The sequence below is a fragment of the Sinorhizobium arboris LMG 14919 genome, assembly GCF_000427465.1.
In the GTDB taxonomy this organism is placed as follows: Bacteria; Pseudomonadota; Alphaproteobacteria; order Rhizobiales; family Rhizobiaceae; genus Sinorhizobium; species Sinorhizobium arboris.
Map to the genome: position 1 here is coordinate 2,245,312 of NZ_ATYB01000014.1, position 15,503 is coordinate 2,260,814.

Here is a 15,503-nt window from a genome sequence, read left to right on the forward strand (position 1 = left end):
CGACGGCGGCCAGTTCCGCGCCGTACCTCTGCGGCTGCGCCTACCAGTCCATCACGACCTTACCGGAATTGCCTGAGCGCATCGCCTCGAAACCGTCGCGAAAATCATCGATGCCGATCCGGTGAGTGATGATCGGCGACAGGTCGAGCCCGCCCTGGACGAAGGCGATCATCTTGTACCAGGTCTCGAACATCTCGCGACCATAAATGCCCTTCAGATTGAGCATCTTGAAGATGACCTTGTTCCAGTCGATCTCGAAGCCCGCCGGCGCAATTCCGAGGATTGCGATCTTGCCGCCATTGTTCATCTTGTCGATCATGTCTCGGAAGGCGGGCGCGGCACCCGACATCTCCAGCCCGACGTCGAAGCCCTCGGTCATGCCGATGATCCGCATCACGTCGGCGAGGTTTTCCTTCGATGCGTCGACGACGTGGTCGATGCCGAGCTTGCGCGCGAGATCGAGACGGACGGGGTTGATATCGGTGATCACGACCTTACGGGCGCCGCAACGCTTGGCCACCATCGCACCCATGATGCCGATCGGCCCCGCGCCGGTGACCAGCACGTCTTCGCCCACGAGGTCGAAGGAGAGCGCCGTGTGCACGGCGTTGCCGAAGGGATCGAAGATGGCAGCGATTTCGTCCGGCACGTCGTCGGGAATCGACACGACATTATATTCAGGCAGGCAGACGAATTCGGCGAAGGAGCCCGGACGGTTGACGCCGACGCCGAGCGTGTTGCGGCACAGATGTCCCCTGCCGGCGCGGCAGTTGCGGCACTTGCCGCAGACGATGTGCCCTTCGCCGGAAACCCGTTCGCCGACATGGTGCTTGGTGACGGCCGGCCCGATCTCGACGACCTCGCCCATGAATTCATGCCCGACCACCATCGGCACCGGAATGGTCTTCTTCGCCCACTGATCCCAGTTCCAGATGTGGACGTCGGTGCCGCAGATCGCCGATTTCCTGACGCGGATCAGCACGTCGTTCGGTCCGACGTCCGGCACCGGCACCCGCTCCATCCATAGCCCGGCTTCCGGCTTCGTCTTGACGAGTGCCTTCATCATGTTGGTCATCTCGAAGCTCCCTGCCCCTTGCCCCTCACGCTGAGGCGCAACCTCGCTCAAATCACGCCCAGCTCGCGGCCCACCTCTTCGAAGACCGCGATGGCGCGGCGGACATCGGTTTCGCTGTGCGCGGCCGACATCTGCGTGCGGATGCGCGCCTGCCCTTTCGGCACCACCGGGAAGGAGAAGCCAATGACGTAGACGCCCTTCTCCAGCATGCGCGCGGCCATTTCCTGTGCGAGCGCAGCGTCTCCGAGCATGACCGGAATAATCGGATGGCCTTCGCCGGCAAGCGTAAAGCCGAGCCTGGACATCTCGCTTCGGAAAAGCGCCGCGTTTGCATAAAGCCGTCTGCGCAATGCGTCCCCGTTTTCGATCAGCTCGAAAACCTTGAGAGAGGCGGCGGCGATAACGGGTGCGAGCGTATTGGAAAAGAGATAGGGCCGCGAGCGCTGGCGCAGCCACTCGACGACCTCTGCCTTCGCCGACGTATACCCGCCCGAAGCGCCGCCAAGCGCCTTGCCGAGCGTGCCGGTGATGATATCGACCCGGCCTTCTACGCCGCAATGCTCGGCAGAGCCGCGCCCGCTCTTGCCGACGAAGCCGACCGCATGGCTGTCGTCCACCATGACCATCGCGCCGTATTTCTCGGCGAGATCGCAGACGCCTTCAAGATTTGCAATGATGCCGTCCATCGAGAAGACGCCGTCGGTGGCGATCATCTTGAACCGGCTGCCTTCCGCCTTCTTCAGTTCTTCTTCCAGCGCCGCCATGTCGTTGTTGGCGTAGCGGAAGCGCCTGGCCTTGGAGAGGCGCACGCCATCGATGATCGAGGCATGGTTCAGCGCATCCGAGACGATCGCGTCGTCCTCGCCGAGCAGCGTCTCGAACAAGCCGCCATTGGCGTCGAAGCAGGAGGAATAGAGGATCGTGTCCTCCATGCCGAGGAAGGAGGATATGCGCGCTTCAAGCTCTTTGTGCTCCTCCTGCGTGCCGCAGATGAAACGCACCGACGCCATGCCGTAGCCATAACGGTCGAGCGCGCTTTTCGCGGCTTGCGCAAGCTCCTCGCTATCGGCGAGTCCGAGATAGTTGTTGGCGCAGAAATTCAGGACACGCTCGCCGGAAGCGACTTCGATCTCGCCCGACTGCTTGGAAGTGATGACGCGTTCGGACTTATAGAGCCCGGCCTGCTTAAGGCCTTCGAGTTCCGAACGGAGATGGGAGAGGAAGGCCGTGGTCATGGCTGGGTGCTCGCGATCAAAGGACATCACCGTCTAGAGGACTAACACGATGGCAGGCCACTTGCAGCAATTTCTCGGTTCATCATATCCAGCGCCTCGCCCCTTGGAACCCGCGTCATCCACCCTCGTCAAGAAACGCTTCGATTACCGCCAGAAACGCCTCGCCATATCTCGCCCGCTTGCTCTCGCCGATACCGGGAACGTCAAGCAGCTCGTCGAAATCGCGCGGGCGCCGCTTGGCTAGAGCGATCAAGGTCGTATCCGGGAAGACGACATAGGGCGGCACGTCCATCTCGCGGGCGATCGTAAGACGCTCCGAGCGGAGGCGCTCGAACAGCTCGAGGTCGGAGCCCGCGAGGTCCGATCGCTCTCGCGTCGCCTTCTGCCCGCGAGCGGCTTTGCCGGAACCCGGACGGTCCCGGCGGAAGAGCACCTGCCGCTCGCGCCGGAAGACGCCCCGGGCCTCGGGCTCCAGCTTCAATGCTCCGAAGGCGCCGTGATCCACGGAGATCAGTCCTGCGGCCAGCAGTTGCCGGAAGATCGACTGCCAGGTGCGCGCCGGCAGGTCCTTGCCGGCCCCGAACACCGGCATGTCGACATGGCCGAAGCGTTCGGTCTTCTCGTTCACGCTGCCCATAAGCACGTCGATCAGACGGCCGGTACCGAAACGCTCGCCAGTCCGATAGACGGCGGCAAGCGCCTTTATCGCCGCTTCCGTGCCGTCCCAGGTCTCGACCGGCTTCAGGCAGGTGTCGCAATTACCGCAGCCGCCCGGATGAGCCTCGCCGAAATGCGCGAGGATGGCCTGGCGCCGGCAGCCTGCCGTCTCGCAAATGGCAAGCAGCGAATTGAGCTTCGCCCGCTCGATGCGTTTGATTTCCTCGGGCGCTCCCCCCTCGTCGATCATCCGCCGGCGCTGGATGACGTCGGCCATGCCATAGGCCATCCACACTTCCGAAGGCAGCCCGTCGCGGCCCGCCCTCCCCGTCTCCTGGTAATAGGCTTCGACGGAGCCCGGCAGGTCGAGATGAGCGACATAGCGCACATCCGGCTTGTCGATCCCCATGCCGAAAGCGACGGTTGCGACGAGGCACAGGTTCTCTTCCTTGAGGAACGCATCCTGATGCGCATCGCGCAATGTCCGATCCATGCCGGCATGATAGGGAAGCGCACGGATGCCTTGCGCATTCAGCCATTCCGCCGTGTCTTCGACTTTCGCGCGCGAGAGGCAATAGACGATGCCGCTTGCATCCCTGAAACGCGAAAGGAAGCGCAGCAATTGCTGGCGAGGCTGGTCGCGTTCCACGATTTCATAGGCGATATTCGGGCGGTCGAAGCTCGAGGTGAAAACGCGCGCCCCGCCGAGTGCCAGTCGCTCGATCAGATCGTCACGCGTGTGGGGATCCGCGGTGGCGGTGAGCGCGATGCGCGGCACACCGGGAAAGCGCTCGGCCAGGCAGCCGAGACCGCGATATTCCGGGCGGAAATCATGGCCCCATTGCGATACGCAATGGGCCTCGTCGATCGCGAACAGGGCAATATCGGCATCGGCGATCATGTCGGCGAAGCCGTCGGTGACGGCGCGTTCCGGCGTCACATAGATGAGGTCCAGAGTGCCCGCCGCGAGGGCACGGCGGACCGCAATCGCCTCCTCCCGCGTCAGGGAGGAGTTGAGTGCGGCCGCCCGGATGCCGAGTTGCTTCAGCGCCTCCACCTGGTCGCGCATCAAGGCGATCAGCGGCGAAACGACGATGCCGACTCCCCCGCGGCACAGCGCCGGGATCTGGAAGCAGAGCGATTTTCCCGCCCCCGTCGGAAAGAGAACGACGGCATCGCCGCCGGCAATCACATGATCGACGACCGCCTGCTGCTGGCCGCGGAAGCTGGAATAGCCATAGATGCGCTTCAGCACTTCGAGGGGATTGCGCACGCCCTCCGTTTCGAACAGGCGGGCGGTGTTGTGGCTTTTGGGCATGGAATCGCTTTCGTCGAGTGCGCGCAGTATGGAGTCGCGGCTGGCCGAAGGCAAACGCGGCAGAATCTCTGCTCGACCCGCCCGTGGTGAGAGAACCGGCTACCGCGCCGCCGGTCCTTTGACGCGGCCGGACAGGACGCCGAAGCCTTCGATGATCGCTTCGAGCTTGTCCATCCGGTGGAGCTCGAGCTGCACCTCTTCCATGGCGCGCACGAGCCGCTGACCCTGCTCCGCGTCTTCGGACGCCGTAGCTTCCGCGATCTCGCGCTCGAGCTCCCGCTTCTGCCAGAGCAGCGCCTTGGTCCGCCGATGAAGCGTCAGAGCCTGAAGATAACCTTCGCGTGCGTCCTCCGGAGCCGCCGCCGCCGTTGCCGTCCAGAGCCGCGCATAGCGTACCTGCTGGTCCAGGGCGCCGATCAGCGCGGAGAACCCCTCCGCCTCGAGTTGCTCCATGAGGGTTTCCCGCGTCAGCCGCAACCCGTTTGCCGCCGCGGCATTCAGAACCGCGGCCCAGCAGCGCTGCAGGTCACGGTGGTCGAACTCGATCGTGGCAATCTCGTCATACTCGTCGAACAGCAATTGCGGATGATTGACGATCGTCAATGCAAGCACGCTTTCGCGCAGCACCGGCGGCCGAAGCGAGCTGCCGGCCTTCAGCATCTGATTGAGTCTGGAACTGCCGGCGGTACCGGCCTCCACGGCCGCGCCCATGACCGGGTTGGGAGCCGGCGACCAACCCCTGCCGCCCTGCCTGCCCGCCTGCCTTGGGCCCCGCTCGAACGGCCGCCGTTCGCCTCTGAACGGCGCGCTTCCCTGGAGGAATGCGTTCAGGCGGTCGCGCATGTCCTGTCCGTAGTGACGGCGCACGCTCTCGTCGGCAATGACCGACGTTACCTGCCGCAGCCGCGCCTCGAGTTCGGCGCGCTTTTCCGGCGTGTCGAAATCGCCGCCCTGCACCTCGCGCAGCCAGACCATGTCGGCAAGCGAGCGGGCATTGGCGAGCACCTTGTCGAAGGGCTCGCGGCCATCATGGCGCACCACGTCGTCCGGGTCCTTGCCCTCCGGCAGCACGGCAAACCGTACGGACCGGCCGGGTTTCAGATAGGGCAAGGCGAGATCGACGGCCCGATGGGCGGCGCGGATTCCGGCGCCGTCACCGTCGAAGCAGAGCACCGGCTGAGCGGTCATCTTCCAGAGAAGGTCGAGCTGAACTTCGGTAAGCGCCGTGCCAAGCGGCGCAACGGCATTTTCGATTCCCGCCTGATGAAGCGCGATCACGTCCATATAGCCTTCGACGGCGATGATCGTTCCCGCGCCATCGGCACCCTGCGCCGCTCGCCGCGCGCGCGTGAAATTGAACAGCACATTGCCCTTGTGGAAGAGCTCGGTCTCGTTGGAGTTCAGATATTTGGCCGGCGCGTCCGGCGACATGGCGCGCCCGCCGAAGGCGATCACCCTCTCGCGTGAGGAAAGGATCGGGAACATGATGCGGTCGCGGAAGCGGTCATAGGAGACAGGAACATCCTGACCGTAGACGACGAGGCCGCAGGCCTCGATCTGGTCCTTGCCGATACCCTTCCCTGCCAAAAACTCCTTCAGTGCATTGCGGCTGTCAGGTGCAAAACCGAGACGGAACGTCTCGATCGTGCGGCCGGTCAGTCCGCGCTCGCGCAGATAGGCGCGCGCCTTTGCCCCGTTCGCGGCCTGAAGCTGATCCTGAAAGAACTGCGTCGCGAGTTCCATGACGTCGAGCAGGCTCGTGCGCTCCCGTTCGCGCTGCTCGGCCTGGGGGTCGGGCTGCGGCATGGGGATGCCCGCCATGTCGGCGATCTGCTGCACGGCCTCCGGAAAGCTAAGGCCCTCAAGCTCGGTCAGGAAGCGGAAATGATCGCCGGACACGCCGCAGCCGAAGCAGTGATAACGGCCCTTGCGGTCCTCGCAGTGGAAACTCGGAGACTTCTCGCCGTGGAACGGGCAGCAGGCCCAATAATCGCCGCGCGAAACATTGGTCTTGCGCCGGTCCCAGGTGACGCGCTTGCCGATCACGTCCGAAATGGGAACGCGGTCGCGTATCTCGTCGAGGAAGGACGGTGAAAAGCGCATGGACTACCTCTACTGCATGCGCCCGAATCCGTGCAGCGGCTTCGGGCAACGACATGCATGCAAACCTCCATATAAGCGGCATGGCCGAAGGAAGCCACAGGCAGCCTGCGCCTTGCCCGCTATTCACAGGCACGCGCTCAAGCCGAAGAGGTAACGCTTGTCGGCCGGCGCGGCGCGGGTCGATTGCCGCCGGCGGCTCAAGGAAGGAGCGCCCGCCGAAGCGGGCGCTGCGGCTCACTTCAGGAGGTCCTTGACCACCCCGGAGGCCTTGCCGAAGTCCATCTTGCCCGGGTAGCGCTCTTTCAGGGCGTTCATGCATTTGCCCATGTCGCGCAGTCCATGCGCGCCGATTTCCGCGACGGTCTTGGCGCAGACTTCCTTGACCTTTTCGTCGGAAAGCTGCTCCGGCAGGAACTGGTTGATGATGGCGATTTCCTGCCGTTCCTGCTCGGCAAGCTCCGGCCGGCCGCCCTCGTCGTAGACGCGGGCGGATTCCTCGCGCTGCTTGATCATCTTCGCGAGGATCTGCAGGATCTCGTCGTCGCCGACCGGGTCCTTGCCGTGGCCGCGATTGGCGATGTCGCGGTCCTTGATCGCGGCCTGGATGAGCCGGACGGTCGAGATGCGCCGGGTATCCTTGGCCTTGAGGGCTTCTTTCAGTGCATTGGCGAAATGCTCGCGCATGTCTTAACTCCATGTCGAAACCGACCCCAGGGCTGAATCTGCGGGGCCGGTTCGATGCGTCCTTTTGTCATCGTCTTAAACCAGTGCGGCAGGTACAATCAAACGTCTTTGGCAACCGCTTGAATAATAAGGTATTTTATTTCCAGACAATTCACAGCGGCTGGTTGACCTTGCCAGAGCCTTTGGCTATTTTCCGGCACCTGCACGTACATCGGCATGAACCTTCTCCCGCGGGGTTTCCGCGCGCCATGCCGCATGCGATCTGAAATGGCCCTGAACCGACCGGCTTTCAAGCCTCGTCCTCGGCCACAACGGGATAGAGACGATGACCGCGACACCCGCATGGACAATCCAGAAACCCACTGCCCTGCTCGTTCTGGCCGACGGCACGGTGATCGAAGGCAAGGGCATCGGCGCGACCGGGAAGGTTCAGGCCGAGGTCTGTTTCAACACGGCGTTGACCGGGTACCAGGAAATCCTGACCGACCCCTCATATCTCGGCCAGATCGTCACGTTCACCTTCCCGCATATCGGCAATATCGGCGCCAATGACGAGGACATCGAGGATCTGACGCCTGCCGCCCGCCACGGTGCCGTCGGCGTCATCTTCAAGGCCGACATCACCGAGCCCTCCAACTACCGCGCCGCAAAGCACCTCGATGCCTGGCTGAAGGCGCGCGGCATCATCGGCCTTTGCGGCATCGATACGCGGGCGCTGACCGCCTGGATCCGCGAAAACGGCATGCCGAACGCCGTCATCGCCCATGACCCGGCGGGGGTCTTCAACGTCGAGGCGCTGAAAGCCGAGGCAAAGGACTGGAGCGGCCTCGAGGGCCTCGACCTCGCCAAGGTTGCCACATCGGGCCAGTCCTATCGCTGGAGCGAGAAACCCTGGGTCTGGAACGAGAGCTACTCGACGCTGGGCGAAACCGACGCGGCTTACCACGTCGTGGCTCTCGATTACGGCGTCAAGCGCAACATCCTGCGCCTCTTCGCCGGCCTGAACTGCCGTGTCACTGTCGTCCCGGCCCAGACGAGCGCCGAAGAAGTGCTTGCGCTCAAGCCGGATGGCATCTTCCTGTCGAACGGTCCGGGCGACCCGGCCGCGACCGGCGAATATGCCGTGCCTGTCATTCAGGAGCTTCTCAAAACGGATATTCCGGTCTTCGGCATCTGCCTCGGCCACCAGATGCTGGCACTGGCGCTCGGAGCCAGGACCGAGAAGATGCATCAGGGCCACCACGGCGCCAACCACCCGGTCAAGGACCACACCACCGGCAAGGTCGAGATCGTGTCGATGAACCACGGCTTCGCAGTGGATGCGAAGTCGCTTCCGCAAGGCGTTGAACAGACTCATATTTCGCTGTTCGACGGAACCAATTGCGGCCTGCGCGTCGACGGCAGGCCGGTCTTCTCCGTTCAGCACCACCCGGAAGCTTCGCCGGGTCCGCAGGATAGCCATTACCTCTTTCGCCGCTTCCTGAATCTTATTCGCGAGAAGAAAGGCGAACCGGCACTCGCAGAGCGCTGAAATTGATAGGCCCGCCGCGTGCGGGCCTTTTCATATTCACAGCTATTCACAGCCTCGACGAATTGATCCGGTCAAGGCTAACCGCCGTCAAGCCGCCCGGCGATGAAATCGACCGTCGCCCGCACCGAGGGCAGTTGACCGCGCCGATGCGGCATCAGCAACGTCGTGGTCACCTTGCCGGCAGTCCATTCCGGAAGAATGCGGACCAGCGCGCCGCTTTCGATCTCCTGCTGGCAAAGTTTGCCGGGCAAGGTGGTGATTCCGAGGCCCGCCAGAGCGGCTTCCCGCAGGACGCGGGATTCGTCCGCCACGAAACGTGGCCTCGGCGAGACCGATGCGCTCGCCCCATCGGCACGCTCCATCTCCCATCCCTCGGACGCCAGCGACGTGAGCAGCCCGTCATGGTGCTCGATATCCTCCGGACGTTCGGGAGTGCCGTTCCTGTGCAAATAGAGCGGCGAAGCCACGAGCAGTTTGGCCTGGAATCCGACCCGACGCTGGACGAGGCCGGAATCCGGCAGCGGTGCGAAATGGTCTCGCACGGCAATATCGAAGCCTTCCTGAATGATGTCGACGAAGCGGTCCGTCGCATGCAGCGTGACGCGCAGTTTCGGGTAGGCAAGTGCGAGCTGCGGCAAGAGCGGCGCCAGCGATAACTGCGCGGTCGGTACCGAAGCCGTGATTCTCACCGTGCCGCTCGGCTCGGCAAGCCTGCCCTTGACGACATTCTCCGCCGCTTCCGCCTCGATCATCATCGCCGCCGCGTGGCGATAGAAGTCCTTGCCGGTTTCGGTCACCGCGAAATGACGCGACGTCCGGTTGATCAACCGGACCCCGAGATCCTTTTCGAGTTCGGCCACCCGCTTGCTGAGTGTCGATTTCGGCAGGTTCAGCGCTCGCGCAGCGGGCGCGAAACCCCCGTGGTCCACGACGTGAACGAAGAACGTGAAGTCGTTGAGATTGGCCATGGCTTCCCATCATCCACAAACATGGACGATAGGTCCACGAAGAGCCATCTAGCACAAGTTCGTCCACAAGTGCATCTGTTCATCATCATTGTTGAACCGAAAGGAAACGGACATGGGTAACTATCAGGGAAAGAAGGCAATCGTCATCGGCGGGACCCACGGCATGGGTCTGGCGACCGTCAGACGCCTCGTCGAGGGCGGCGCCGAGGTGCTCCTCACGGGCCGCAACGAGAGCAATCTCGCCCGCATAAGGGAAGAGTTCGGCACCCGGGTGCATGCGCTGCGCTCGGACATCGCCGATCTCAACGAAATCGCCGTGCTCGGTGCGGCCGCCGGTCAGACGCTCGGGGCGATCGATCTCCTGCACATCAATGCCGGCGTCTCGGAACTGGAGCCCTTCGATCAGGTGAGCGAGGCCTCCTATGACCGCCAGTTTGCCGTCAACACCAAGGGCGCCTTCTTCACCGTGCAGCGGCTGACGCCCCTGATCCGCGAAGGCGGATCTATCGTCTTCACCTCCTCCGTCGCCGACGAGGGCGGTCATCCGGGCATGAGCGTCTACAGCGCGAGCAAGGCGGCACTCGTCTCCTTCGCATCCGTGCTCGCCGCCGAACTTCTGCCGCGCGGTATCCGCGTGAACAGCGTCAGCCCCGGCTTCATCGATACGCCGACCAAGGGCGTCGCCGGCATCACCGAAGCCGAGCGCGCCGAGTTCAAGACGCTCGGCGACAACATCACGCCTATGAAACGCAACGGAACCGCAGATGAAGTGGCACGCGCCGTGCTCTTCCTCGCCTTCGAGGCGACCTTCACGACCGGGGCGAAATTCGCCGTGGACGGCGGTCTCGGCCAGAAGCTCTCGACCGCCGCCTGATTAAATTCTTCGGAAGGTAACTATCATGAGCAGCATTTCCATTCTGGCCGGCGACCGCATAGACAGGGGCGGCCACGGCGACGACATCTCGGCCGTTATCGAGGTGATCCGGAAGCGAAAATGACCGCATTTCAATGGGATAGGGCTGCCGCCTGAATCGGATCGGCAGATCGCTGAATCAAGCTCTGAACATGAAAAAGCCCGCCGTTGAAGCGGGCTTTTCACATCGCTCTGCAGGAGAATTATCTGCAGGCGGCGCAGAAGCGCTGGATGCGGCGGCAAGCCTCCTCCAGCAGCGCCTCGGAGGTCGCGTAGGAGATGCGGAAGTTGGGGCCGAGGCCGAAGGCCGAGCCGTGGACCACAGCCACGCCTTCCGTCTCCAGAAGCTCGGAGACGAAATCCTCGTCCGTTTCGATGACCTTGCCCGAAGGCGCGGTCTTGCCGATCAGCCCGGCGCAGGAAGGATAGACGTAAAAGGCGCCCTCCGGCGTCGGGCAGGAAATGCCCTTGGCCTGGTTCAGCATCGACACGACGAGGTCGCGCCGGCCCTGGAAGATCTCCTTGTTGCGTCCGATGAAGTCCTGCGGACCGTTCAGCGCCTCGACGGCAGCCCACTGCGCGATCGAGGCGGCGCCCGAAGTCTGCTGGCCCTGGATCATGTCCATCGCCTTGATGAGATGAAGCGGCCCGGCCGCGTAGCCGATGCGCCAGCCGGTCATAGCATAGGCCTTGGAAACGCCGTTCATCGTCAGCGTACGCTCATAGAGGCCGGGCTCGACTTCGACCGGGGTCGCAAATTTGAAGTCGCCATAGGTCAGGTGCTCGTACATGTCGTCCGTCAGCACCCAGACATGCGGATGTTTCATGAGGACATCCGTCAGCGCCTTGAGTTCCTCATGCGAGTAGGCTGCACCCGAGGGATTGGACGGCGAGTTGAAGACGAACCACTTGGTCTTCGGCGTGATCGCACGGTCGAGATCCTCGGCCCTGAGCTTGAAATTGTTCTCCTGCCTGGTCGAGACGAAGACGGGCGTGCCGCCGCACAGCGCCACCATTTCGGGATAGGAGACCCAGTAGGGTGCGGGGATCACGACTTCATCGCCCGGGTTGAGCGTCGCCATGAAGGCATTGAAAAGAATCTGCTTTCCGCCGGTGCCGACGATCGTCTGCGCCGCTGCGTAGTCGAGATTGTTCTCGCGCTTGAACTTCTTCGCAATGGCTTCGCGCAGTTCCGGAATACCGGAGACCGGCGTGTACTTCGTCTCGCCGCGATTGATCGCGTCGATCGCGGCCTTCTTGATGTTGTCAGGCGTGTCGAAGTCCGGCTCCCCTGCGCCGAGGCCGATGACATCGCGCCCTTTCGCTTTCAACTCGCGGGCTTTCTGCGAAACGGCGATGGTGGCGGAAGGCTTTACGCGGGAAAGGGCATCGGCAAGGAAGGCCATGGTGTGTTTCCTGATCGTTTCGAGACGGCGTGAGACGCTACGGAACGGAAAACCGAGGCTCCATAGCGGTTAGGTCTATGTCGAAAGACTCCCGGTCTTGCAAGCGCTTCAGGCGAAAAACGACGGTGAATCGGCGCAAAATGCGTCACCATGACAAAGTTTCATGAGTGCGATCAAAGCCATCGATCAAAGCGGATACGCTCGCGCCTGCGAGCGGCTGCCGGCGCACAGAGGCCGGTGCGCTTCCCGCCACAGGTTCGGCATTCTTCCCACGCATTCCGCTGCCCGGTCAGGCGTGCCTTTTTTTCGCCACAACAACTGTCTCAGCGCGCCGCAATTCCGTCCTGCAAGAGCCGATTTCCAAGCGTCATTTCGCGATGCGGATGCATCGGCATCTTGGGGGTATGCTATGTTTCTCGATGATGAAGTCGCCGCCTCACGCACGCGCCGCAACGAGGCACGCTGGGGTTTCTACATTGCGCTTGCCGCTCTTGCCGCCTGCATCGTGATGATCCTCGGATTGATGACGCAGGCGACCACGCAAGTCGACATCGGGCGACAGTCGACGACGGCCTACATTCAGCACGAGGCGGGGCGCCATGTCTGACAACGAAAACGAGGTGCAGCCGAGCGCTGACCTCTTCGCCCGGCTATCGGCGATACAGACGGTCGTCATGGCGATCGTCGCCCTCTTCGCCCTGGCCGGCCTGATGCTCGTCGGCAAAGGCTTCTACGTGAAGGCCAAAGACGAGGTCGCACAATATCTGCTCCAGAGAAACTTCGATGCGCGACACCGCCCCGCGACGGGCGGCGAGCTCCGGCCGAACCGCGTTGAGGCGGTCGGAGAAGCGCCGGGACCGCTTATCACGGGCTCGGTGGAGCGATAAAGCCGTATTGATCTGATTTGATTTGAAAAACGGTTCCTGCCGCCCCAGTTTGTCCGTTGTTCGTGCGCGGTCGTACCTCCGAGACGGCACGATGCATTCTGCGCAGGCGGACGGACCGAGGAAAGCAATGCGGCAGACGCGCTGGAAAGCTGACGGCTCGACGAACACCGGAACAGTCGTTGCATCCTCGGCGGCGGCTGCAGTCGCGCTCCTTCTTGTTTTCGCCTCATCCCCTGCCGCAGCGCAGGAGATGCGCGAATTTCCCACGCAGACAGGAACCGTTCTCGTCGAGACGCTTGCCTCGGGACTGGAGCACCCCTGGGCGGTCGAAGCCATGCCCGACGGGGCGCTGATCGTCACGGAACGACCGGGCCGGCTGCGCATCCTGCGCGACGGCAAGCTGTCGGCTGCGATCAAGGGAGTGCCCGCGGCGGCCGCGCACGGCCAGGGCGGCCTTCTGGACGTCGCCCTCGATCGGCAATTCGCGAGGAACAGGACACTCTATCTCACTCTCTCCGCTCGCGGCGACGGCGGCTACGGCACCGTCCTTGTCCGGGCGGTCCTCTCGCAGGACGAGCGGAGCCTGGCGGATGTCAAGGAGATCTTCCGGATGAACAAGTTCACCCGGAAGGGCCAGCATTTCGGCTCGCGCATCGCCATCGACAGCGACGGCAGTCTGTTTTTCGGCATCGGCGATCGCGGCGAAGGCGTACGCGCCCAGGACCCGCGCGACCATGCCGGCTCGATCCTCCACATCAATGCCGATGGCAGCATCCCTGCCTCCAATCCATATCGCGGCGGCACCGGCGGCTTGGCGGAAATCTGGTCCATCGGGCATCGAAACCCTCAGGGCATCGCCTTCGACCCCGAAGACGGCAAGCTCTTGACCGTCGAGCACGGCGCGCGCGGCGGCGACGAAGTGAACAATCCGCAGTCCGGCAGAAACTACGGCTGGCCGGTGATTACCTTCGGGAAGGATTATTCCGGCGTGGAGATCGGCGAGGGCACCGCGAAGGAAGGCCTGGAGCAGCCGCTTTTCTACTGGGAACCATCGATCGCGCCGGGCGCGATCGCCGTCTACCGCGGCAGCATGTTTCCGGAGTGGAACGGCGATCTCATGATCGCGGCACTGAAGTACCAGTTGCTTGCCCGCCTGGACCGCGACGAGACCGGCGCCGTCACCTCCGAGGAACGCTTGTTCGACGGCGAGTTCGGCCGCATCCGCGACGTCGTCGTCGCTGCGGACGGAGCACTGATCATGGTCACCGACGAGGAGGATGGCGCCGTGCTCAGGGTCTCCAAAGCAGCCACGCAGTGAATCCGCTCCTCTAAGATTCCTCAAGCGGGGTGCGCCGGCGCTACTCACACCTCGATCGGGAAAACGGGACGGGCTTGCCCGGAAAAAATGCAACTGGTAGACCGACGCTGCAATCACCGGAGCGGCATGGCTTTGCGCTGATTCTCGAACGTCGCGGGATGTGCGCAGTACCATGCACATCCCGCGAACCAAGACCACGATCCGGGAGCCAATCCGTGACTCGCATCCAGGCCAATCTGTTTCTGCTGTTTGCCGGCGCAATCTGGGGTGCGGGCTTCGTGGCGCAATCGACGGCCATGGACGCAATCGGACCGCTCTGGTTCATCGGCCTGCGCTTTGCGATAGCGACGTTCGTGGCACTGCCCTTGGCGCTCCTTGAAAAGAGGCAGGCCGCCGCTACCCCATTGCCGCGCAACGCGGTGCGCAACTTCATCTTCATCGGACTGGCGCTTTTCGGCGGAGCCGTCACGCAACAATACGGCCTGCTCACCACCACCGTCACCAATTCCGGCTTCCTGACCGGACTCTATGTGGTTTTCGTGCCCGTACTGACGGTCGTCTTCCTGCGTCGCCGGCCGCACTGGGTCATCTGGCCGGCCGCCCTGCTCGCAACCTTCGGAATCTTTCTCCTGAGCGGCGGCACGCTCACCGCGTTGACCGGCGGCGATCTGCTGACAATCGCCTGCGCCCTGTTCTGGGCGGTTCAACTGATGTTGGTCGGCATATTCGCCCCCGCCACGGGTCGGCCGATGCTCCTGTCGATGACGCAGTTCGCCGTCTGCGCGGTTGCAGGCTGCGTGCTGGCCGGACTGTTCGAGCCACTGAGCCCCGACGCGATCCGTGGCGCCCTCCCGCAGATCCTCTATGCCGGGATCTTCTCGAGCGGTATCGCCTTCATCTGCCAGGTCGTTGGCCAACGCTATACGACGGCGCCGCAGGCTGCCATCTTCCTGTCGAGCGAAGCGCTGTTCGCGGCCCTGTTCGGCGTGCTGCTGCTCGGGGAGATCATCCCTCCAGTCGGCTATGTCGGCTGTGCCGTCATCTTCCTGGCGATGCTTGCGGTCGAGCTGGTGCCGGAACTGGCAAAGAAACGTCGCGAAGCAGCGCAAGCTGCTGCCTGACGGCGGCTTCCGCGCGCCGTTCCGTGCAATTTCCCCGCGCTTCTCCTCGGGGACTTAATACTACTAATACTCTCCGAAACCCCTCAATTTTGCTTGGATCAGCGAAAACGCTTCGGCCAGGAGATATATCCTGCAGTTTTTCTGTAAGGATGTGTCCCGCTGCCGTCTGCCGCCTGTACGACGCTCGAACGATAAGCGATATCAGGCGGTTGGCGGCCGGAGCCAGGCTGCACAAAGTTGCGGCATGCCCATGTGCGACGGAATTTGGCGCAAATGGTCCACCCTGC

The 15,503-nt window shown here is 63.2% G+C and carries 13 protein-coding genes; 6 read left to right on the plus strand and 7 right to left on the minus strand.

What is annotated here, in order from left to right; all coding sequences use genetic code 11:
- Nucleotides 1-40 precede the first annotated feature (40 nt).
- The 5 genes from tdh to SINAR_RS0122195 all read right to left on the minus strand — a co-directional run bounded on the left by tdh (nt 41) and on the right by SINAR_RS0122195 (nt 7,072).
- Entirely contained in the window at nt 41-1,075 is a 1,035-nt protein-coding gene (tdh, locus tag SINAR_RS0122175; RefSeq protein ID WP_028001109.1) for an L-threonine 3-dehydrogenase, read from the minus strand.
- A 47-nt stretch (nt 1,076-1,122) separates the two neighbouring features.
- Nucleotides 1,123-2,310 carry a glycine C-acetyltransferase gene (locus SINAR_RS0122180; RefSeq protein WP_028001110.1) on the minus strand — a complete coding sequence of 396 codons (1,188 nt, stop codon included), beginning with the start codon at nt 2,308-2,310 and terminating at the stop codon, nt 1,123-1,125.
- Between the two features lie 115 nt (nt 2,311-2,425).
- Complete coding sequence (recQ, locus tag SINAR_RS0122185; protein ID WP_028001111.1) at nt 2,426-4,339, minus strand: DNA helicase RecQ; 1,914 nt, start codon at nt 4,337-4,339, stop codon at nt 2,426-2,428.
- 45 nt (nt 4,340-4,384) lie between these two features.
- The gene (gene dnaG / locus SINAR_RS0122190) at nt 4,385-6,388 is read right to left on the minus strand and encodes a DNA primase (protein ID WP_028001112.1); all 2,004 of its coding nucleotides are present in this window, start codon (nt 6,386-6,388) and stop codon (nt 4,385-4,387) included.
- 234 nt (nt 6,389-6,622) lie between these two features.
- A complete protein-coding gene (locus tag SINAR_RS0122195) occupies nt 6,623-7,072 on the minus strand; it encodes a GatB/YqeY domain-containing protein (protein ID WP_028001113.1) in 450 nt (149 codons plus the stop codon).
- Nucleotides 7,073-7,397: 325 nt separating this feature from the next.
- Here SINAR_RS0122195 and carA point away from each other — a divergent pair, with 325 nt between their 5' ends.
- Nucleotides 7,398-8,603, plus strand: a complete 1,206-nt coding sequence (carA, locus tag SINAR_RS0122205; protein WP_028001114.1) for a glutamine-hydrolyzing carbamoyl-phosphate synthase small subunit — start codon at nt 7,398-7,400, stop codon at nt 8,601-8,603.
- A gap of 77 nt (nt 8,604-8,680) precedes the next feature.
- On the opposite strand, the gene SINAR_RS0122210 is transcribed toward carA, so the two are convergent.
- Nucleotides 8,681-9,571, minus strand: coding sequence for a LysR substrate-binding domain-containing protein (locus tag SINAR_RS0122210; RefSeq protein ID WP_028001115.1), 891 nt, complete (start codon nt 9,569-9,571; stop codon nt 8,681-8,683).
- 112 nt (nt 9,572-9,683) lie between these two features.
- Here SINAR_RS0122210 and SINAR_RS0122215 point away from each other — a divergent pair, with 112 nt between their 5' ends.
- Nucleotides 9,684-10,445 carry an SDR family oxidoreductase gene (locus tag SINAR_RS0122215; RefSeq protein ID WP_028001116.1) on the plus strand — a complete coding sequence of 254 codons (762 nt, stop codon included), beginning with the start codon at nt 9,684-9,686 and terminating at the stop codon, nt 10,443-10,445.
- Nucleotides 10,446-10,687: 242 nt separating this feature from the next.
- On the opposite strand, the gene SINAR_RS0122225 is transcribed toward SINAR_RS0122215, so the two are convergent.
- Entirely contained in the window at nt 10,688-11,890 is a 1,203-nt protein-coding gene (locus SINAR_RS0122225) for a pyridoxal phosphate-dependent aminotransferase (protein ID WP_028001117.1), read from the minus strand.
- Nucleotides 11,891-12,299: 409 nt separating this feature from the next.
- On the opposite strand from SINAR_RS0122225, the gene SINAR_RS0122230 reads away from it, so the two are divergent.
- From SINAR_RS0122230 to SINAR_RS0122245, 4 genes are all read left to right on the plus strand, one after another.
- Nucleotides 12,300-12,497: a hypothetical protein gene (locus SINAR_RS0122230; protein WP_028001118.1), complete on the plus strand. Its 198-nt coding sequence runs from the start codon at nt 12,300-12,302 to the stop codon at nt 12,495-12,497.
- The gene (locus SINAR_RS0122235) at nt 12,490-12,777 is read left to right on the plus strand and encodes a membrane protein (RefSeq protein ID WP_028001119.1); all 288 of its coding nucleotides are present in this window, start codon (nt 12,490-12,492) and stop codon (nt 12,775-12,777) included. Before SINAR_RS0122230 ends, SINAR_RS0122235 begins: the two co-directional genes overlap by 8 nt.
- Nucleotides 12,778-12,904: 127 nt before the next feature.
- The gene (locus SINAR_RS0122240) at nt 12,905-14,095 is read left to right on the plus strand and encodes a PQQ-dependent sugar dehydrogenase (RefSeq protein WP_028001120.1); all 1,191 of its coding nucleotides are present in this window, start codon (nt 12,905-12,907) and stop codon (nt 14,093-14,095) included.
- A gap of 215 nt (nt 14,096-14,310) precedes the next feature.
- Nucleotides 14,311-15,216 carry a DMT family transporter gene (locus tag SINAR_RS0122245; protein ID WP_028001121.1) on the plus strand — a complete coding sequence of 302 codons (906 nt, stop codon included), beginning with the start codon at nt 14,311-14,313 and terminating at the stop codon, nt 15,214-15,216.
- The last annotated feature ends 287 nt before the right edge of the window (nt 15,217-15,503 follow it).

Coding starts and splice junctions, on each gene's coding strand:
- SINAR_RS0122230 (WP_028001118.1), top strand. CDS start 12,300: ATGTTTCTCGATGATGAAGTCGCCGCCTCACGCACGCGCCGCAACGAG.
- carA (WP_028001114.1), top strand. CDS start 7,398: ATGACCGCGACACCCGCATGGACAATCCAGAAACCCACTGCCCTGCTC.
- SINAR_RS0122225 (WP_028001117.1), bottom strand. CDS start 11,890: ATGGCCTTCCTTGCCGATGCCCTTTCCCGCGTAAAGCCTTCCGCCACC.
- tdh (WP_028001109.1), bottom strand. CDS start 1,075: ATGACCAACATGATGAAGGCACTCGTCAAGACGAAGCCGGAAGCCGGG.
- SINAR_RS0122210 (WP_028001115.1), bottom strand. CDS start 9,571: ATGGCCAATCTCAACGACTTCACGTTCTTCGTTCACGTCGTGGACCAC.
- SINAR_RS0122240 (WP_028001120.1), top strand. CDS start 12,905: ATGCGGCAGACGCGCTGGAAAGCTGACGGCTCGACGAACACCGGAACA.
- SINAR_RS0122195 (WP_028001113.1), bottom strand. CDS start 7,072: ATGCGCGAGCATTTCGCCAATGCACTGAAAGAAGCCCTCAAGGCCAAG.
- SINAR_RS0122180 (WP_028001110.1), bottom strand. CDS start 2,310: ATGACCACGGCCTTCCTCTCCCATCTCCGTTCGGAACTCGAAGGCCTT.
- SINAR_RS0122215 (WP_028001116.1), top strand. CDS start 9,684: ATGGGTAACTATCAGGGAAAGAAGGCAATCGTCATCGGCGGGACCCAC.
- dnaG (WP_028001112.1), bottom strand. CDS start 6,388: ATGCGCTTTTCACCGTCCTTCCTCGACGAGATACGCGACCGCGTTCCC.
- SINAR_RS0122235 (WP_028001119.1), top strand. CDS start 12,490: ATGTCTGACAACGAAAACGAGGTGCAGCCGAGCGCTGACCTCTTCGCC.